The sequence below is a fragment of the Bradyrhizobium sp. 199 genome, assembly GCF_023073355.1.
Lineage (GTDB): Bacteria > Pseudomonadota > Alphaproteobacteria > Rhizobiales > Xanthobacteraceae > Bradyrhizobium.
This window is the reverse complement of the sequence record NZ_JADPJI010000011.1, coordinates 17351-34802: the sequence shown is the minus strand read 5'-3', so window position 1 is coordinate 34802 and position 17452 is coordinate 17351. Positions and strand designations below refer to the sequence as shown.

20 protein-coding genes are annotated in these 17452 nt (G+C 66.1%); 8 read left to right on the top strand and 12 right to left on the bottom strand.

The window, feature by feature from the left end; all coding sequences use genetic code 11:
• Window positions 1-170 precede the first annotated feature (170 nt).
• Together IVB28_RS27700 and IVB28_RS27695 are read right to left on the bottom strand one after the other, a co-directional pair.
• Window positions 171-320 (bottom strand): hypothetical protein, encoded by a 150-nt coding sequence (locus IVB28_RS27700; protein WP_247530470.1) that lies wholly within the window; start codon window positions 318-320, stop codon window positions 171-173.
• 321 nt (window positions 321-641) lie between these two features.
• Window positions 642-1466, bottom strand: a complete 825-nt coding sequence (locus IVB28_RS27695) for a dienelactone hydrolase family protein (protein ID WP_247530468.1) — start codon at window positions 1464-1466, stop codon at window positions 642-644.
• A 193-nt stretch (window positions 1467-1659) separates the two neighbouring features.
• Here IVB28_RS27695 and IVB28_RS27690 point away from each other — a divergent pair, with 193 nt between their 5' ends.
• A complete protein-coding gene (locus IVB28_RS27690; RefSeq protein WP_247530466.1) occupies window positions 1660-1887 on the top strand; it encodes a DUF2093 domain-containing protein in 228 nt (75 codons plus the stop codon).
• A gap of 16 nt (window positions 1888-1903) precedes the next feature.
• On the opposite strand, the gene IVB28_RS27685 is transcribed toward IVB28_RS27690, so the two are convergent.
• The 7 genes from IVB28_RS27685 to IVB28_RS27655 form a co-directional block, all read right to left on the bottom strand.
• A complete protein-coding gene (locus IVB28_RS27685) occupies window positions 1904-2209 on the bottom strand; it encodes a hypothetical protein (RefSeq protein WP_247530464.1) in 306 nt (101 codons plus the stop codon).
• A 97-nt stretch (window positions 2210-2306) separates the two neighbouring features.
• Window positions 2307-3323, bottom strand: coding sequence for a tetraacyldisaccharide 4'-kinase (gene lpxK / locus IVB28_RS27680; RefSeq protein ID WP_247530462.1), 1017 nt, complete (start codon window positions 3321-3323; stop codon window positions 2307-2309).
• Window positions 3316-4632, bottom strand: coding sequence for a 3-deoxy-D-manno-octulosonic acid transferase (locus IVB28_RS27675; protein ID WP_247530460.1), 1317 nt, complete (start codon window positions 4630-4632; stop codon window positions 3316-3318). Before IVB28_RS27675 ends, lpxK begins: the two co-directional genes overlap by 8 nt.
• Entirely contained in the window at window positions 4625-5338 is a 714-nt protein-coding gene (locus tag IVB28_RS27670) for a lysophospholipid acyltransferase family protein (RefSeq protein WP_247530458.1), read from the bottom strand. The genes IVB28_RS27675 and IVB28_RS27670 overlap by 8 nt, the downstream gene beginning before the upstream one ends.
• Entirely contained in the window at window positions 5335-5577 is a 243-nt protein-coding gene (locus IVB28_RS27665) for a DUF4170 domain-containing protein (RefSeq protein WP_247530457.1), read from the bottom strand. The genes IVB28_RS27670 and IVB28_RS27665 overlap by 4 nt, the downstream gene beginning before the upstream one ends.
• A gap of 61 nt (window positions 5578-5638) precedes the next feature.
• Window positions 5639-6457: a 3'(2'),5'-bisphosphate nucleotidase CysQ gene (locus IVB28_RS27660; protein ID WP_247530455.1), complete on the bottom strand. Its 819-nt coding sequence runs from the start codon at window positions 6455-6457 to the stop codon at window positions 5639-5641.
• Complete coding sequence (locus IVB28_RS27655) at window positions 6444-7853, bottom strand: TldD/PmbA family protein (protein ID WP_247530453.1); 1410 nt, start codon at window positions 7851-7853, stop codon at window positions 6444-6446. Before IVB28_RS27655 ends, IVB28_RS27660 begins: the two co-directional genes overlap by 14 nt.
• Window positions 7854-8116: 263 nt before the next feature.
• Between IVB28_RS27655 and IVB28_RS27650 the strand changes: the two genes are divergently transcribed.
• Window positions 8117-8635, top strand: a complete 519-nt coding sequence (locus IVB28_RS27650; RefSeq protein ID WP_247530451.1) for a DUF6101 family protein — start codon at window positions 8117-8119, stop codon at window positions 8633-8635.
• Between the two features lie 6 nt (window positions 8636-8641).
• On the opposite strand, the gene ubiA is transcribed toward IVB28_RS27650, so the two are convergent.
• Both ubiA and IVB28_RS27640 read right to left on the bottom strand, forming a co-directional pair.
• Window positions 8642-9574 (bottom strand): 4-hydroxybenzoate octaprenyltransferase, encoded by a 933-nt coding sequence (ubiA, locus tag IVB28_RS27645; RefSeq protein WP_247530449.1) that lies wholly within the window; start codon window positions 9572-9574, stop codon window positions 8642-8644.
• Complete coding sequence (locus tag IVB28_RS27640) at window positions 9571-10233, bottom strand: hypothetical protein (RefSeq protein ID WP_247530447.1); 663 nt, start codon at window positions 10231-10233, stop codon at window positions 9571-9573. Before IVB28_RS27640 ends, ubiA begins: the two co-directional genes overlap by 4 nt.
• A gap of 211 nt (window positions 10234-10444) precedes the next feature.
• Here IVB28_RS27640 and IVB28_RS27635 point away from each other — a divergent pair, with 211 nt between their 5' ends.
• From IVB28_RS27635 to IVB28_RS27610, 6 genes are all read left to right on the top strand, one after another.
• Complete coding sequence (locus IVB28_RS27635) at window positions 10445-11191, top strand: 16S rRNA (uracil(1498)-N(3))-methyltransferase (RefSeq protein ID WP_247530444.1); 747 nt, start codon at window positions 10445-10447, stop codon at window positions 11189-11191.
• Window positions 11192-11325: 134 nt separating this feature from the next.
• Window positions 11326-12477 (top strand): ATP phosphoribosyltransferase regulatory subunit, encoded by a 1152-nt coding sequence (locus tag IVB28_RS27630; RefSeq protein ID WP_247530443.1) that lies wholly within the window; start codon window positions 11326-11328, stop codon window positions 12475-12477.
• A 3-nt stretch (window positions 12478-12480) separates the two neighbouring features.
• Entirely contained in the window at window positions 12481-13458 is a 978-nt protein-coding gene (gene hisG, locus IVB28_RS27625) for an ATP phosphoribosyltransferase (RefSeq protein ID WP_247530441.1), read from the top strand.
• Between the two features lie 100 nt (window positions 13459-13558).
• Entirely contained in the window at window positions 13559-14596 is a 1038-nt protein-coding gene (locus IVB28_RS27620; protein WP_247530440.1) for a glycosyltransferase family 2 protein, read from the top strand.
• Window positions 14593-15438 (top strand): ChbG/HpnK family deacetylase, encoded by an 846-nt coding sequence (locus tag IVB28_RS27615; protein ID WP_247530439.1) that lies wholly within the window; start codon window positions 14593-14595, stop codon window positions 15436-15438. The genes IVB28_RS27620 and IVB28_RS27615 overlap by 4 nt, the downstream gene beginning before the upstream one ends.
• Window positions 15439-15564: 126 nt before the next feature.
• The gene (locus IVB28_RS27610; protein WP_247530437.1) at window positions 15565-16404 is read left to right on the top strand and encodes a DUF2076 domain-containing protein; all 840 of its coding nucleotides are present in this window, start codon (window positions 15565-15567) and stop codon (window positions 16402-16404) included.
• A gap of 71 nt (window positions 16405-16475) precedes the next feature.
• Here IVB28_RS27610 and IVB28_RS27605 read toward each other — a convergent pair whose 3' ends face one another.
• Entirely contained in the window at window positions 16476-17276 is an 801-nt protein-coding gene (locus tag IVB28_RS27605; protein WP_247530435.1) for a L,D-transpeptidase, read from the bottom strand.
• Between the last annotated feature and the right edge of the window lie 176 nt (window positions 17277-17452).

Here is a 17452-nt window from a genome sequence, read left to right as displayed (position 1 = left end):
TCAACACTCTCAGTGTCATTCCTCGCGAAAGCGAGGAATCCAGTACGCCGCAGCTCCTCAGTGAATCACTGACGTCTCGGCGTACCGGATCCCCCGTCAAGCCGGGCGATGACAGCGAATGTGTGGAACGAGCGATCCCATTCTCGCAATGACGGTGTGGAGACAGCGCCTTACCGGCAGGACAATCCCGCCTCGATCGTGGTCCAGAAGCCGCAATGTTCCGGCGCGCGTTGCGGCGCGCCGGCATGGGCTTCGAACAGGAAGATCGCGACGGTGAAGACGATCAGTGCGGAGGAGAACAGGACGATGGGGTTGCGCATGGAAGATGCGTTTAATCGACATCGTGGTCGAATCATGGCGCCGTCGGGGGCTGAAACCACCGCCGCGCACGATCCGTAGATTGACCGTCGGCCATTATCCGTGCAGGGCGGTGGTCGATGCGGGGCTGTCCGCTGTTGTTCCTGGGGCGGCCCCGCCTTCGCTCTATCGAGCTACGGCGCGGCGAGCCCGCTCATCCGAAGCTACGGTGCGGCGAGCCCGCTCATCCGAAGCTACGGCGCGGCGAGCCCGCTCATCCGAAGCTACGGCGCGGCGAGCCCGCTCATCCGAGGCTACGGCGCGGCGGGCCCGCTCATCCCAGGTTACCGCGCCAGCCACTCCGCGACTTCTTTCTGCGACTGCGCGCGTCCCTCTGCATCCGTGCCGAGATGGCCGCGCTCGGGCGCGGCGGCATCGTTGCTGCCGGCAGCAGCATGCAGCGGCGTGTTGGCGCGGTCGAAATCGTGATAGGCGCCGGGATAGACCACGATGCGCGCGAGCGCGCTGCGGCCGTGCGCGCCCTCGACCATCTGGCGGCACGCCGGCGGCGACGAGACGTCGTCATCGGCACCGATCAGCACCAGGGTCGGCACCCGCGTGCTCCAGCCGAGCCCGGCGGAAATTCGGCAGTCCGGATAGAATGCGATCGCAGCGCGAAAATCGGGCCCCGGATCGCGCGCCACGCTCTGCGGGCGCACGGCCCAGAGCAGCGTGCTCGCGCCATTGGCCCAGCCCATCAGGCTGACGCGATCGCGCGCCACCCAGGACTGCTTCATCAGCCAGGCGCGCGATGCTGCGACATCGGTGACGCGCTCCCGCCGCGCCTTGACGTGGGTCTCCTTGACGCGGCATTGCGGCCCGAGCTCGCGCGAGCCGTAGCTGTCGGGCAGCAGCACGGCATTGCCGGCCTTGAGCAGCCGCTCGGCCCAGTCGCGATAGCGCGGCAGAACGGGATCGGAATGGCCACTGAGCCCGCCGCAGCCATGCAACGCGATCACCGCCGGAAACGGCCCCGCACCTTCAGGCTTGTAGAGCTGCGCATGGAGGACGCCGGACGCCAGTGGAATATCGACCGGCTGCGGCGCGGGCGCGGCGCGCGCGGCCGAGATCAGCAGGGTCAGGAACAGGGCGGTCAATCGAAGGCGCATCGGACTCAGCCGTAGGAGGTACCGGAACCAGCGATCCTTCACGCAAGCACTATCACGCGGAAACGGCGGCAAAACATCACAAAGCGGTGGGTTTACCGGGCGGACAAGCCGCCCTATCTATGTTAGATCCCGTCCAACACATCGTGCCCTCCAGGGTTTCCCTGGAAGCGGCCTTCCACGGAGACTTTCGACCGTGCTGAACAAGTTCGGCCCCTCGGGCCATGGCGAAGCGCAGGTGCAGTATCTCGACGGCGACTTCCGCGTGATCTCGCCGGGGACCTTCGTGCGCTGTGCCATCACCGACACGCGGATTCCGCTCGACGAGCTGAAATACTGGAGCGTGGATTTGCAAGAGGCCTACGCCACCCCGGGCGCGGTGCTCGAGCGGCATTACCCCGGCGCGCCCAAGCCGCAAACGTGAGGCCGCAAGCGCGCGGTTACTGTTGCTCCGCGCCATCCGCGCCCACACACGTTTTGATGAAACTCTTCCTGGTCTCGCCGACGACCTTCTGATCGATCGCCTGCTTCAGGCAGTCGAGCCGCGCCTGCGCCAGGCAAAGCTGTAGCTGATCGCGCTTGTCCTGCCCTTTCAGATTCTGCGTCGAACTGAGGCACGTCACCCGCTTGGTCGCGGGAACCGGCACCGCCGCGCCTGGAGCAGCGGGCGGCGTCGTCTGTGCAAGCACGGGCGCAACAATCAGACACACAAGGCTGCCGGCAACGGCGGCGGACGGCAATTTCATCGGATTCTCCTCAGCGTCTGAAAACGATAGGAGCTTGCGATGAATGGCGCCTGAATATCCTCGTTGCCCTGGCGAAAGCCAGGACGACAGTGGGTTTTTAGCGGCTTGAAAAGCGCCGCTCGCGCGCCTTGTAGAGTTGATCGCTGATCAATTGCCGGAGCACAGCCGGCTCATCGAACTCGAGCTGGACGGCGAACGGCACGATGCCATCGGGCACGCCTTCGCGGCCGTGCAAACGTGCGAGGTCCTTTTCCGTCGTCACCAGCGTGAGCTGCTCGCGCCGGGCATCCGCTACGAGCGCAGCGATCTCCTCGCGCGAGAACATGTGGTGGTCGGCAAAGGGTCGTGTGCGCGCGACGTCGATGCCGCCGGCACGCAGGCTGCGAAAGAAGCGCTCGGGATCGCCGATGCCGGCGAACGCGAGAACGCGCTTGCCGAGCAGCTGCGACAGCGAGGCCGCATCCGGTTTCAGCCGCGCGCGCAGCTCCGGCTTGTCGCGCTTGGCAAGCTCTGCCGCAACTTCGTTGGCGGCACGACCATCGCCGATCAGCACCAGCGCATCGGTGCGCGCGAGCTGGGCCTTCAGCGGCGCGCGCAACGGACCGGCGGGAAATACCTCGCCATTGCCGAGGCCGCGCTCGCTGTCGATCACGATCAGCGAGGCGTCCTTGAGCAGGCGCGGGTTCTGGAAGCCGTCATCCATCAGGACCACGGTGGCGCCTTGCGACTTCGCCAGCGCAACGCCGTCGAGACGGTCCCGCGCGACCGCGACCGGGACGTCGCGCGCCATCATCAGGGGCTCGTCGCCGACATCGGCCGCGGTGTGGCGTGCGCGATCGACCATGACCGGGCCTTTCAGGTGTCCGCCATAGCCGCGGCTCAGCACCACCGGCGTCTCGCCGAGCTCGCGCAACAGCTTGGTCAGCGCCAGCACGGTCGGCGTCTTGCCGGCGCCTCCGACATGGTAGTTGCCGACACAGATCACGGGAATGCCGGCGTCCGCGCCTTTGCGCAGCATGCGCCGTTCGGTGAGCGCGCCGTAGAGCAGACCCAGCGGCTGTAACGCGTATGACGTGAGGGAGCGAGGCCGGTACCAGAAGGCCGGCTCACGCATTGGCGGCCCCCATCTCGATCCGCAATTGCAACAGATAGGGCTCGAGCGCGGTCATGGTGCGCTCCAGCGCGCCGCCGAGCTGCGCGACCACACCGGCGCCTGCGCCCTGCATCTTGTCGCGCATGACGGGATCGGCCAGCAACTGGCCGAGTTGCTTGACCAGCGCCTCCTGGGTGTCGGCCTGCCGCGCCCCGCCGCTGCCGTCGAGCGCCTCATAGACGTCGGCGAAGTTGAAGACGTGCGGGCCATGGACGATCGCAGCACCCAACTTGATCGCCTCGATCGGATTCTGCCCGCCATGATGGATCAGCGATCCACCCATGAACACGATGGGCGAGAGCCGATAGAACAGGCCGAGCTCACCCATGGTGTCGGCGACATAGACGTCCGTCGTCGCGGTCGGCAGCTCCTCGCGCGAACGCAACGCCGGCTTCAGGCCCGAGGCCGTGATCAAGCCTGATATCGAGGAGCCGCGATCGGGATGCCGCGGCACGATCACGGTGAGCAGCTGCGGGAAGAAACCGACCAGGCTGCGATGCGCCGCGACCAGCTTCTCGTCCTCGCCCGGATGGGTCGAGGCCGCGACGATGATCGGCCGCCCGCGCGTCACCGCCATCAGCCGCTCGAGCTTGGCGGGATCGGCGGGTGGTGCCGGCACGTCGAGCTTGAGATTACCGGTGGTGACGACGTCGCGGCCGCCGAGCGCGGAGAAGCGTTCGGCATCAATCTTCGACTGCGCCAGGCAAATGTCGAACCGCGACAGCAGCGCCGAGATGGTGCCGTGCATGCGCTGCCAGCGCGGGAAGGAGCGCTGCGACATCCGCCCGTTGATCAGCACCATCGGCACCCGCCGCGCTGCGCCGCCGAGAATCAGGTTCGGCCACAAATCGGATTCGATGAACAGCGCCAGCGACGGCTTCCAATGGTCAAGGAAGCGCGCGACATAGCGGGGGGAGTCATACGGCACGTATTGATGAATGACGTCGGCCGGAAAGCGCTTGGCGACCACGGCGGCGGACGTGACGGTCCCCGAGGTGAGCAGGATGCGCAAATTGAGGTCGCGCAAACGCTCGATCAGCGCCGCTGCGGCCAGCACCTCGCCGACACTGGCACCGTGGATCCAGACCAGCGGGCCATGCGGCCGCACGTCCCGGGACAGGCCCCGCCGCTCGCCGACGCGCGCGGGATCCTCCTTGCCCTGCTTGAGCCGACGCTTGATCAGCGCAGGCGCGAGCGGCACCAGGCCGGAGGCGAGGCGCCGGTACATCCGCAGCGTGATCGGCAGCGCAATGGGCAGCGATTTAGGCATCTTGGGGCCCCGGGCGGCCGAGTTGCGCGTAAGCGCGGCGGGTCGCCTCGTTCAACGTCTCTTCCAGCTCCAGCCGCAGCGCTTCCATCGTGGCGGCGTCGGCATCCGGTGGAACGTGGATTTCCTTGATGCCGACCAACGCGCCCCGCCCGAATGGCAGATTGATGGTGGTGCGGTCCCAGTTCTTCAGCCGGACGAAGCGGCTGGTCGCCATCGCGAAAGGCATGATCGGCCGCCCCGATTCCCGTGCCAGCATGATGATGCCGAGCCCTGCCACGCGCGCGCGCTTGGGGACATCGGCGGTCAGCGCGACATTACAGCCGTCCTGAAGCGTTCGCACCATTTCCTTGAAGGCGCCGACCCCGCCCTTGCGGTGGAACGCGCCGCCATGATCCCCGGAACCGCGGATCAGACCGATGCCGAGCCGCTCCACCGCGATGGCGTTGAACTCGCCGTCACGGTGACGGGAGATCAGCACCTTGGCCCGGTAGGCGTCCTTGTTCTTGATGAAGGGGGTGAGAAAATGCTGGCCGTGCCAGAAGGCGAAGATCGCCGGGATCTGCGGCTCGACGATGTCATAGACCTCAGGCGGATCGAACGTGAATTTGTTGGTGCGCCAGACCAGACGCAGATATTCGGCCGCCAGAACCCCGACGGCACGCTGAAACCAGCTGCTTCGCAGCGTATTGCGAAGCAGTTTTTTCAACGCGCCGGTTCTTGATTCGGGTCGAGCAGCCGGTGGAGATGGACGATGAAATAGCGCATCTGCGCGTTGTCGACCGTGCTCTGCGCCTTCGCCCGCCAGGCGGTGTGGGCGGTGGCATAATTCGGATAGAGGCCGACGATCTCGACGTCGTCGAGATTCTTGAAGATGTTGTGCTCGAGATCGACGAGCTCGCCGCCGATGACGAGGTGAAGCAGTTGTTGCTGGGCACTATCTGGCATGGCTTCTGTTCCTAACGGGCTGCCCGGCAAAGCAGTGTTCGACAAGCACGACGAAAGCGCCTTAGGCTATGGGACGTTTTCGAAAATGCGCGACAATGCCCGCATGACGATCGCGTCCCGCCGCCACCAGCACTCCGTGCGCCACTTCCCGGCGGTTATAGAGGATGGGTTCTCCGGAGAGATCGCTCATCCTACCACCCGCTTCCTGCACGATCAAATCGGCCGCCGCAAGGTCCCAATCATGGCTGTTGCCGCCCGCAAAAGCCGCATCCAGCGCGCCGTGGGCGACCCGGCACAGCCGCAGCGCAAGCGAACCGATTCGCGGATGCAGCTTGATCTCGCGGCCTGAGCTGTTGAGCCGCTCGACCATCGGTTTCGGGCCGGCGACGCGCGCGAAGTCCAGCTCGGATCCGGCCGAAGCCTGCACGGAAGTGCCGTTGAGCGTGGTGCCCTGGCCGTGTGCGGCGAAGAAGAACTCATTGCTCGTCGGCGCGAACACCGCGGCCAGCACTGGCGTGGCATCCTCGACCAGGGCGACGCTGACGCACCAATCCTGGTGGCCATTGAGATAATTGCGCGTGCCGTCGATGGGATCGACGATCCATGTCAGCCGACGCGACAGACGGGCCAAGTCGTCGGCGCTCTCCTCCGAGAGCCAGCCATAATCCGGCGTCGCCGCGCGCAGGCGTGCTTCGAGCAGGTCGTTGACGGCGATGTCGGCTTCCGACACCGGCGAAGAGGCGCCCTTGGTCCACTTCTTCAGCTCGGTGCGGAACATCGACTGCGCCAGCGCACCTGCTTCTCGCACCGTGTCTTGCAGCAGCGCCGCGTCGCGCGTCAGGATGGTTTGGCCCGGAGAGTTCGCCTCAACGTCCGCCAAGCGTCAAACCCTCGATGCGCACCGTCGGCGCGTTGATGCCGTAGCGGAACTCGAGATTGTTCGCCGGCTGCATCGACTTGAAGATCTCGAACAGATGGCCGGCGATCGTCACCTCGCTGACGGGATAGGTAAGCTCGCCGTTCTCGATCCAGAAGCCGGAGGCGCCGCGGCTGTAATCGCCGGTGACGCCGTTGACGCCGGAGCCGATGAGGTCGGTGACGTAGAAGCCTTGCTTGATGTCGGAGATCAGCTCGGCAGGGCTCGGTGTGCCGGGCTCGAGATGCAGATTGTAAGGCCCCGGTGACGGCGAGGACGAGACGCCGCGATGGGCGTGACCGGTGGTGGTGAGGCCGAGCTCGCGCGCGGTGGCGCAGTCGAGCAGCCAGGTCGTCAGCACGCCCTCGTCGATCAGCGCGATCTTCTTCACCGCGACGCCTTCGGCATCGAAGGTCTGCGAGCGCAGGCCGCGCTTGCGCAGGGGATCGTCGACGATGCGGATGTTCTTCGCAAACAGCTGCTGGCCGAGCTTGTCCTTCAGGAAGCTGGTCTTGCGCGCGATCGAGGCGCCGTTGATGGCGCCGACGACATGACCGACCAGGGAGCCGGCAACGCGCGGATCGAACACCACAGGCACCTTGCAGGTTTCGACCTTGCGCGGATTGGAGCGCGCCACCGTGCGCTCCCCGGCGGAGCGGCCGACGACCTCCGGTGACAGCAGATCGGCGCCGTGCGGCGCCGAGGTGAAATCGTAATCGCGCTCCATGCCGGTGCCTTCGCCCGAGATGGCGGTGGCCGAGATGCCCTGGCTGGAGCGCAAATAGGAGCCGTGGAAGCCGGTCGAGGTGACCAGCACCATGCCGCCGATGCCCGCGGACGCCGAAGCGCCGCCGGATTTGGTCACGCCCTTCACGGCGAGGGCCGCCGCCTCGGCTTCGAGCGCGCGGCGCTCGAGCTCACTGGTGGCGGGCACATCGGGATCGAGCAGGTCGAGATCGGGGAAGTCGCGTGCGAGCAGCGCGGGATCGGCGAGGCCGACATATTTGTCGTCGGGCGCCACGCGCGCCATCGCGACGGCGCGTTCGGCGAGCTTGGTCACGGCATCGCCGCTGACGTCGTTGGTCGAGACCACCGCCTGGCGCTGGCCAACCAGCACGCGCAGGCCGACATCGTCACCCTCCGAGCGCTCGGATTCCTCGACGCGGCCATCGCGCACCTCGACGCCTTGCGAGACGCCGCGCACCGCGACCGCATCGGCCGCGTCCGCGCCGGCGCGCTTGGCCGCCTCGACCAGCCGCTGCGCGAGATCGGAGAGCGCGGACTGGTCGAACAGGTCGCGACTGGCCTGCGACGATTTTTGGGACGAAAGCGTCGAGCTTGCGGATGGTGAAGAGTTCACGAACGAAATCCTGTTGGGGCGGGGTTCGGACCGGAACCCACAGATGTGCCCTAATGGCGCGGACTTCAAGCATTTTCAGCCTGCCAAAAGCTCAGATTCGCAGCTTGCGCGCAACGTCTCGTCAATCATGCGCGCCAAGCTCTTGTCAATCATGAGCAGCAGTGACGGTGGGTTAACCAGCCTTTTTAAGCGGTTTCGGAAAGCGGCGCGCTAAGGTCCTCGCATCGACCGGGAACATAATCCCGGCGGGGAGAACGAAAGCCGTGAGGCGTCAAACAGCAACATGCGGGGTCGCTCCCGCCGGGTCGAGCCGCTCTCTGCGGCTCGACCCACTTTCCCTTCCGGTCCGCTTCGATGCGCACGATCCGCGCGCCGACGGTCATGTCCGGCAGATCGAGCTTCATCGCGAACGTGTCGTGCTGCGCCGTGCCGTCCGCGGCATGCAGATGGCGATCAACGTCCGCGTCAGCGACTTCACCGGTGTCGCGTTGCGCGGCAATGACGAGGCGCAAGCCCTCGTCCTCGTGCATCGCGATCCCTCGCTCTCCGTGCCGCTGCTGGTCGGCGCCGACGGCGAAGAACTCTCGAAGGCCTGGGCGGTCTGGAGCGAGCTCTTCGCGCTGCCGCAGCTCGACGAAGGTGCGCGCAAGCCCGCGTCCCGCCGCCGCCGCGCCAATGCGATCCGCGCCCGCCGTCCGAAATTCCTGATGCGCCGCCGCGCCGGTATCGCGCGAGAGCTGCCGGTTCATCGCGAAGAACGCGAGATCATCGCACGGGATTGAGCGGGGTTAGACCGTCCGCATCACCGCGTCCGCGAGCAATCCCGCAAACAGCAACAGCCCCGCATCCCTGTTCGAATAGAACAGGCGCTTGCACAGCTTGGGATCGCCGATCCTCAGCCGCACGATCTGCGATGCCAAATGCGCGGCGAAAGCGGCGAGCCCGAGCCAGGCCGGCCAACCCGCATCGGCTGAGGCCAGCGCGACGCCGATCAGCATCACCGAAAGCCCGTAGAACAGGATCAGCGCCTGATGCGTATGCGCGCCGAACAGGCGCGCAGTGGACTTGATGCCGATCAGCGCGTCGTCCTCGGCGTCCTGATGCGCATAGATCGTGTCATAGCCGATCACCCAGGAGATCGCGCCGGCATAGAGCACCAGGGCGGTGACGTCGATGCGCCCGAAGGTGACGGCAAATCCCATCAAGGCGCCCCAGGAGAAGGCAAGCCCGAGCACGATCTGCGGCCACCAGGTGATGCGCTTCATGAAGGGGTAGATCGCGACGATCAGAAGCGAGGCGATGCCGGTCAGGACCGCGAAGCGGTTGAACTGCAGCAGCACCACGAGACCGATCAGCGCCTGTGCGATCATGAAGACCAGCGCCTGCCTCGTGGTCACCTGGCCCGAAGGCAGCGGCCGCGAGCGCGTACGTTGGACCTTGTCGTCGAGGTCGCGGTCGGTGATGTCGTTCCAGGTGCAGCCCGCGCCGCGCATCACGAAGGCGCCGATGAAGAACAGCACGATGGTGAGCGGCAGTCCGCGGACGTCATGCGCCATGCCGCTCGCGAGCGCCGCCGACCACCAGCATGGCATCAACAGCAGCCAGGAGCCGATCGGACGGTCGAAGCGGGACAAGCGGAGGTAAGGCCGCGACCACCGCGGCGCGAGCGTATCGACCCAGTTGCCGGTGGAATCGGCAACGCGGGCGGATGTATCGCTCATCGGGTCAGGACGTTGCCGTTGAGCGTGTCGAAGGTGCTGCCACCCTTCTTGCCGGCATTGGCCTCAGGCGCCGAGCCCGAACCCAGCACCTCGCTCAGCGACGGGCCGGCCGGACGCGCCTGCTGTTGCTGCATCTGCTGCGCAACGTTGCAAACCTTGGCCTGCATGGCCTCGGTGTTCTTGTGGCCATCCTTCATCTGCCCGCCGACCTGCGGCGGGATTCCGCACTTCGCGGCATTGGCCTCGATGTATTTGAGCATCTTCGCCTCTGCCTGGCTGAAACTGCGGATCAGCTTGCAGGCCTCGTCCGGCGGCGCGTGACGGTCGCTCGCGGCCTTGATCAGCTTGCCGCGCTTCTCGGCTTCTTCGCGCAGAGGCATGAACGCCTTCATGCAGTCCTCGCCGGGACCGGCTTGTGTCGGCGGAGCCGCACTGAACGCGCCAGCGCCGCCGACAGGCGCGGCGCCATTGACCGGAAAGGACGATTGCGGCGCCGTGCCGACCGAAGCGCTCGGCGCCGAGCCGTTCACCGGGGGAAACGCGGAACTGGCAGGGGCCTGGTTCGGCAGCGGCGCCGGGAAGGCGCTTTGCGCACACGCGCCCGCAGCGCTCAGGGTGACCATGGCGGCAGTGATTGGAACCATCAAATGACGGATCATCAAGATAGTCTCTCCGGCAGGAGCTTACGGGGTTCGACGTCTTCCCAATTGAAGCGCAACCAGCGTGCTCGCGATTTTACGATTCCCGCCGGCGCTTAACAACCCGTCGAATAGGGCAGGAGCGCGGCGCGCCGCCGCACCGGTTTGGCAATATTTACCCCCGATATGGCTGGTTTCGGCTAATAACGGCACCAAATCGGACTTTCGAACGATGCCCTCCCACGATTTTCGCGCTCCCCGCCTGTTCATCGATGCCGCCCTGGCCCAGGATGCCAGAGTCGTGCTCGACCGCGACCAGAGCAATTATCTCGGAAATGTGCTGCGGCTTGCCGCGGGGGCCGAGGTTTTGGCGTTCAACGGCCGCGACGGCGAGTGGCAGGCCGCTATTGAAGGCCGCAAGCGGCCGGACGGCCTCGTCATCCTCCAGCAGACCAGGCCGCAGGACCGGCTCGCCGACCTCGCTTACGTCTTCGCTCCGCTCAAGCACGCCCGGCTCGACTATATGGTCCAGAAGGCCATCGAAATGGGGGCCGCAGCGCTGCAACCGGTTCTGACCCGGTTCACCCAGGCCTCCCGGGTCAACACCGAGCGGATGCGCGCCAATGTCGTCGAGGCCGCCGAGCAATGCGGCATCCTCAGCATCGCCACTGTCGCCGAACCAGTGCCGCTGGAGCGCTTCCTCAGCCAGCGCCCAGCCGACCGCCTGCTGATCTTCTGCGACGAGGCGGCCGAGGTCCAAAATCCGGTTCAAAGCCTCCAAGCCGCGCGGGCGGCCGGACAGGGTATCGACGTCCTGATCGGCCCCGAAGGCGGCTTTGCCGAAGAAGAAAGAGCCCTGCTGCTGCGGCAGCCCAAGATCCTCCGGCTGGCGCTGGGCCCCCGGATCATGCGGGCCGACACCGCCGCCGTGGCGGCGCTGGCGCTGGTGCAGGCGGTGCTGGGCGATTGGGGCACGTGATTCCGGGCATTGCGCGCTCGTTAAGCGATTGATCCTTTGGAGGTCGAAACCGCTTTCGCGCCATGCTAAGGGCTGCGCCAATCTTGTCCTTATCCCTTGCCGGCCCGGTTCCACCGGGACAATGGACCCCCGTGATGACCGCGACTGCCACCTCAAATGCTGCCGGCTCCGCCGCCTGGGCGGATACGCTGCTGTTGTCGTTCGCGCAGGCCGGTTATGTCAGGGCCGAGCCCGCCATCCTGCAGCCGGCCGAGCCGTTCCTGGACCTCTCCGGCGAGGACATCCGCAAGAGTCTCTATTTGACGACGGATCTGTCCGGCGAGGAGCTGTGCCTGCGCCCGGACCTCACCATTCCCGTCGCCCGCGACTATCTCGCCTCCAGCTGCGCCGGCCAGCCGGCCGGGTTCAGCTATCTCGGCCCGGTGTTTCGTTACCGCAGCGGCCAGGCCAGCGAATTCCTCCAGGCCGGCATCGAATCGTTCGGCCGCCAGGACCGCGCCGCGGCCGACGCCGAGACGCTGGCGCTGGCGCTGGAGGCGACCGCGGCCTTTGGCGTCCGCGACGTGGAAATCCGCACTGGCGACGTGGCGCTGTTCAACGCGCTGCTCGACGCGCTCGACCTCTATCCGGTCTGGCGCCGCCGCCTGGTCAAGGATTTCAACCGCAAGATCAGCCTGGAGCAGGATCTGGAGCGGCTGGCGGCCGCGACTACCGCGACCCGCAGCGAATATCAGGGCGTGCTCGCCGCGCTCGCCGGCTCCGATCGCAAGGCGGCCCTCGCCTTCGTTACCGATCTGATGTCGATCGCCGGTACCACCAATGTCGGCGGGCGCACCACGGCCGAAATCGCCGACCGCTTCCTCGAGCAATCGACGCTGAAGGGCGGCGCGCTGCCGCGCGAGGCGATCACCGTGCTCAAGCGCTTCCTGTCGATATCAGGCAATCCCGACGATGCCATCGCCGAGCTGCGCGCGCTCATCGCCGACGCCAAGCTCGACCTTGCTGCGGCCATCGATCAGTTCGAGAGCCGGATCGGCTTCATGGCCGCGCGCGGCATCGACGTGAAGCAGACGCGCTTCTCGACCGCATTCGGACGCGGACTCGACTATTACACCGGCTTCGAATTCGAGCTGCATCACCGGGGCAACGGCGCCGAACCGCTGGTTGCGGGCGGCCGCTATGACGGGCTGATGACCCAGCTCGGTTCGGTCGAGCCGATCCCCGCGGTCGGCTTCTCGGTCTGGGTGGACGCGCTGACCCGGATCGGCCGCAAGGTGGGAGCTTAAGTCATGAGCGCGCCATTCGTTCTGGCCGTTCCCTCCAAGGGCCGCCTTCAGGAAAACACCGAAGCCTTCTTTGCCCGCGCCGGCCTCAAGCTATCGAAGGCCGGCGGCGCGCGCGACTATCGCGGCACCATCGCAGGCCTCGATAATGTCGAGGTCGCCTATCTCTCGGCGAGCGAGATCGCCTCGCAGCTGTCGCGCGGCTTGGCGCATCTCGGCGTCACCGGCGAGGACCTCGTGCGCGAGACCATCGCGGATGCTGATAACCGCGTGTCGTTGATCGAAGGGCTCGGCTTCGGTTATGCCGACGTCGTCGTCGCAGTGCCGCAGGCCTGGATCGACGTCCGCACCATGGCCGACCTCGACGACGTGACCACCGGCTTCCGCGAGCAGCATCATATGCGGATGCGGGTCGCGACCAAGTTCGTCAACCTCACCCGCGCCTTCTTCCAGAGCCACGGCATCACCGATTATCGCATCGTCGAAAGCGCAGGCGCAACCGAAGGCGCGCCGGCGGCCGGCAGCGCCGAGCTGATCGTCGACATCACGACGACGGGCGCGACGCTCGCCGCCAATGGCCTGCGGGTGCTCGACGACGGCGTGATCCTGCGCAGCCAGGCCAATCTCGTGGCGTCGAAGGAGGCCGACTGGTCACCGCAGGCGCGGGAGACGGCGCGCGTCATTCTCGATCACATCGCAGCGCGGGCGCGGGCCAACAAGTACCGGGAGGTCCGCACCCGCTTCCGGCAATGCGACGCCGCCCTGCTCGGCGAAGCCCACAGCCGGTACGGCGTAGAGACCCCGTTCGGCGGACCGACCTCTTCAGGCATGCTGACGTTGCACTGCCCACCGGGGCAGCTTTATGCGCTGGCAAGCTTCCTGCGCGCGCATGGCGCCGAGACCGTCTCGGTTGTTTCGCTCGACTATGTGTTCGACCGGGAGAACCCGCTGTTCGCCAAGCTCGAGGCGTTCCTGCGGCGGTGAGCCCCAGGTTCGTTCAGCTTGTCCGTTCAGCTTTGCGACAGCAAACGGCAGCTACCATATGCTGTTGAGATGACTTTGAACGCTTCTGGAACCTTGATCGATGACGCTGGGCTCTGACGTTTCCGGCATGACGACCACCGCGGCCAGCGCCGCCGCGAAGGGACTGTCGATAGTCGTCCCCGTCTACAACGAGGCTGCGGGGCTCACTGCCCTGCATCAGCGCATCTGCGATCTCGCGAAGACCTTGCGGGAGCGCTATCGGCTGGCTTGCGAGGTCGTTTATGTCGACGACGGCAGCAAGGACGCGACGCTCTCGATCGCACGTTCATTGCCGGCCGATTCGGTCGGCGTCCAGGTGGTGTCGCTGTCGCGTAATTTCGGCAAGGAAGCGGCGCTGATGGCCGGCCTCGATCATGCCCGGCTCGGCGCCGTCATGTTCATGGACGGCGACGGCCAGCATCCGCCGGCCCTGATCGAACAGCTGGTGCGGCATTGGATCGATGATGGCTACGACGTCGTCTACACAGCCAAGGCGCATCGCGACAACGAGACCTTCCTGCGCCGGCTCGCCGTGCACGGCTTCTACGCGCTGATCAACTGGGGCGCACGCCAGAAGATTCCCGAAGACGCCGGCGACTTCCGCCTGTTGTCGCCCCGCGCGGTCGCCGCCCTCAGGCAGCTGCCGGAACGCAACCGGTTCTTCAAGGGCCTCGCCAGCTGGATCGGCTTCCGCCAGATCCGCGTCGACTACGAGCCTTCGGCGCGAGTTCATGGCGTCACCACCTTCAACGCCGCAAGCCTGCTTGGCCTGTCGATCGAGGGCCTGACCTCGTTTTCCGTCGCCCCCTTGCGCTTCGCCAGCCTGCTCGGTGTCGTTCTCGCCGGAGGCGCCTTCCTGTTCGGTCTTTCGATCCTCTGGGAGGTGCTCACGACCGGCAAGCAGGTGCCCGGCTATCCCTCGCTCGTGATCGGCCTGATGACGATCGGCGGCGTGCAGCTCATCATGATCGGCATCGTCGGCGAATATATCGGCAAGATCCTCTCCGAGCTGAAGGCGCGTCCGATCTACTTCGTCGCCGAGCACAGTGAAAAGCAGTTCGAGGCCGACGACGTCGCGAAGCGGGCCGCGGCCGAATGAGCGCGGCCGCGGACCTGCGGCGGATCTGGCTCTGCGCGGACGATTACGGCATCAGCCCGGGCGTCAACCGCGCCATCCGCGACCTGATCGAACGCGGCCGCCTCAACGCCACCTCGGTGATGATGGTAGGCGCGGCGATCGAGCGCAGCGAGATCGAAGCGCTCCAGGCGTCCGCGGCGACGAGCCCGCGCTGCGCGATCGGATTGCACGTGACGCTGTCGGCGCCGTTCCGGCCGCTCACCATGTATTTTCGTCCGCTCGACGGCGACATGTTCATGCCGTTTCCAAAACTGCTGCGCGCCGGAGTGATGCGGCGACTTGACCCTGAATTCTTCCGCAACGAGGTGAAGGCGCAGCTCGCCGCCTTCGCGGAGGCGTTCGGTCGCGCGCCTGATTTCGTCGATGGCCATCAACACGTGCAGCTCTATCCGCAGGTGCGCGACGGCTTTGTCGATGCGGTCGCCGAGGCGGCGCCAAACGCCTGGGTGCGCCAGGGCGGCCGCGACCTGCCGCTCAAGCAGCGGCTGGCCTCGCCCAAGGCCATCGTGCTCGATATCCTCAGCGCGCAGTTCCGCCGCCGTGCCGGCAGCGCCGGCCTCAGCTTCAACCCCGGCTTCGCGGGCGCTTATGACTTCACGCGGACGGCCGATTTTGGCGAGCTGATGCGACAATTCCTGGAAGGCTTGCCGGATGGCGGCCTCGTGATGTGCCATCCCGGCTTCGTCGATGATGTCCTGGTCGGCCTCGACCCGATGACGGATGTCCGCGAACGCGAGCACGCGTATCTCTCAGGGGATGCCTTCGCGCGCCTGCTGGCGGACTGCGGCGCCACGCTGGGATGAAACCGGCGGACTGCAAGCCACGGGGCAGCTTGTCGCATACCGAAATTTAATCCGGCCGGCACTGTTGGGGCCACAATGGAACCCTACATCTCCTGCGCGCTTGGTTTTGCGCGCAGGAGACAGATCATGACGCCGCAGGAACGCCAGCTCGTCGACGACCTTTTCGACCGGCTTTCAAAGCTGGAAAATGCACCGCGCGATCCCGACGCGATCGCTGCGATCTCCGACGGGCTGCGCAAGGCCCCCGGCGCCGTGTACGCGCTGGTGCAGACCACGCTGTTGCAGGACGAAGCGCTGAAGCGTGCCCATCACCGCATCCAGGAGCTGGAAGCGGCCCATGCGCCCGAGCAGGCGCAGTCCGGCGGCTTTCTGGATACCATGCGCGATACACTGTTCGGCGGGAGCCCATCACGCGGCTCGGTGCCGACCGTGCAGCCGCGTGATTCGCGGCCGGTGTGGAATAGCGGCCAGGCGATGCAGCAGCCCCAGCCGGGCTACGGCCAGCCGCCCTACGGGCAGGCTTACGGCCAAGGACCAAATCAAGGACCGGGGCAAGGCTACGGCTCGCCGCCGATGGGCGGTGGCGGCGGCTCGTTCCTCGGCACGGCAGCGGCAGCTGCGGCCGGCGTTGTCGGCGGCTCGCTGCTGCTCTCAAGCATCCGCGGCATGATGGGCGGATCGCACCAGCAGGCCTTCGGCGACACCAACGCAATGGGCGACCGCAGCGCTGGTGGAGGCCCCTGGAGCGGCAGCGACCAGTCCGGCGGATCGCTCGCACGCGATGCCGGCTTGAACGATATCGGCGCGAACCACGACCGTGCCGGCGAATCCCGCCAGGGCTTCACGAATCAGGCTTCGAACGACGACCCGAATTACAGCGATCAGAGCGACAATGACGATCCAGTAGACCTGGCCGACAACAGCGACTTCGGCGGCGGAGACGATGGCGGAAGCGACTACGCCTGACGCTTCTTGTCTTGCTCCAAACGACAACGGCCGCCGATGAGGCGGCCGTTTTAGTTTCGAGCGCGATGCGCCTACATCACCACGACCTTGGTGCCGACATTGACGCGGCCGTAGAGGTCGATGACGTCCTCGTTGCGCATGCGGATGCAGCCGGAGGAGACGTTGGTGCCGATGGTCCAGGGCTCGTTGGAGCCGTGGATGCGGTATAGCGTCGAGCCGAGATACATCGCGCGGGCGCCGAGCGGGTTCTCCGGACCGCCTTCCATGTGTCGGGGAAGGTCGGGGCGGCGCGCGATCATTTCCGCCGGCGGGGTCCAGGCCGGCCATTCGCGCTTGGCGGTGATCGACTTCACGCCGGACCAGGTGAAGCCTGGACGACCCACGCCAATGCCGTAGCGCATCGCCCTGCCGTTGCCCTCGACGAGATAGAGGAACTTGTTCGGGGTATCGACCACGATCGTGCCGGGACTTTCCTTGCCGCTATAGTCAACAGATTGTTTTTCGAACCTCGGATCGAACGAACGTTGCCGCGGATCGACCGCCTCCTGCTGCAGCGTGCCTTGCTGATATCCGCCTTGTGGCTCGCCCATCGGCGGCAGGCGGCGCTGGTCGTAATAGCCGGGCTGCTGCTGGTACACCGGCTGCTGCGGCGCGTAGGCCGGGCCGCGGCCGTCACCGAACAGGAATTCGATGAAGCCGCCGCCCATGCTCGAATTGGATGCAACGCGCACGGGCGCCGGCGGCACCTGCGGCTGGTAGAGCACCGCAGGCGGATCGTTCGGCACCGAATTGTCGAAGGCGCTGGCACTATTTGCGCCGGCAATGAAGGTGCAAGCGCTGCCGAGCAGCGCAACAGACATTTTCTTGAACATCGACGTACTCTGTACTGTTTCGTCTCGATCACATGCGCCGTGGAGAGCTGATGGTTGGTCCGCGCCCCTCGACGTGGTCAATAAAAAGCAAAAGCCGCTTTGTTTGGTAAACGTATCGGGCGTTTGGATTCACCACGTGGTCAACCGAGGGGCAATTTGGCGATCAGCGTTTATTT

Bases quoted from the DNA above. Each gene is read 5' to 3' on its own strand.
- IVB28_RS27700 (WP_247530470.1), bottom strand. From the start codon at position 320: ATGCGCAACCCCATCGTCCTGTTCTCCTCCGCACTGATCGTCTTCACC.
- IVB28_RS27695 (WP_247530468.1), bottom strand. From the start codon at position 1,466: ATGCGCCTTCGATTGACCGCCCTGTTCCTGACCCTGCTGATCTCGGCC.
- IVB28_RS27685 (WP_247530464.1), bottom strand. From the start codon at position 2,209: ATGAAATTGCCGTCCGCCGCCGTTGCCGGCAGCCTTGTGTGTCTGATT.
- lpxK (WP_247530462.1), bottom strand. From the start codon at position 3,323: ATGCGTGAGCCGGCCTTCTGGTACCGGCCTCGCTCCCTCACGTCATAC.
- IVB28_RS27675 (WP_247530460.1), bottom strand. From the start codon at position 4,632: ATGCCTAAATCGCTGCCCATTGCGCTGCCGATCACGCTGCGGATGTAC.
- IVB28_RS27665 (WP_247530457.1), bottom strand. From the start codon at position 5,577: ATGCCAGATAGTGCCCAGCAACAACTGCTTCACCTCGTCATCGGCGGC.
- ubiA (WP_247530449.1), bottom strand. From the start codon at position 9,574: ATGAGCGATACATCCGCCCGCGTTGCCGATTCCACCGGCAACTGGGTC.
- IVB28_RS27640 (WP_247530447.1), bottom strand. From the start codon at position 10,233: ATGATCCGTCATTTGATGGTTCCAATCACTGCCGCCATGGTCACCCTG.
- IVB28_RS27635 (WP_247530444.1), top strand. From the start codon at position 10,445: ATGCCCTCCCACGATTTTCGCGCTCCCCGCCTGTTCATCGATGCCGCC.
- IVB28_RS27630 (WP_247530443.1), top strand. From the start codon at position 11,326: ATGACCGCGACTGCCACCTCAAATGCTGCCGGCTCCGCCGCCTGGGCG.
- hisG (WP_247530441.1), top strand. From the start codon at position 12,481: ATGAGCGCGCCATTCGTTCTGGCCGTTCCCTCCAAGGGCCGCCTTCAG.
- IVB28_RS27620 (WP_247530440.1), top strand. From the start codon at position 13,559: ATGACGCTGGGCTCTGACGTTTCCGGCATGACGACCACCGCGGCCAGC.
- IVB28_RS27615 (WP_247530439.1), top strand. From the start codon at position 14,593: ATGAGCGCGGCCGCGGACCTGCGGCGGATCTGGCTCTGCGCGGACGAT.
- IVB28_RS27610 (WP_247530437.1), top strand. From the start codon at position 15,565: ATGACGCCGCAGGAACGCCAGCTCGTCGACGACCTTTTCGACCGGCTT.
- IVB28_RS27605 (WP_247530435.1), bottom strand. From the start codon at position 17,276: ATGTTCAAGAAAATGTCTGTTGCGCTGCTCGGCAGCGCTTGCACCTTC.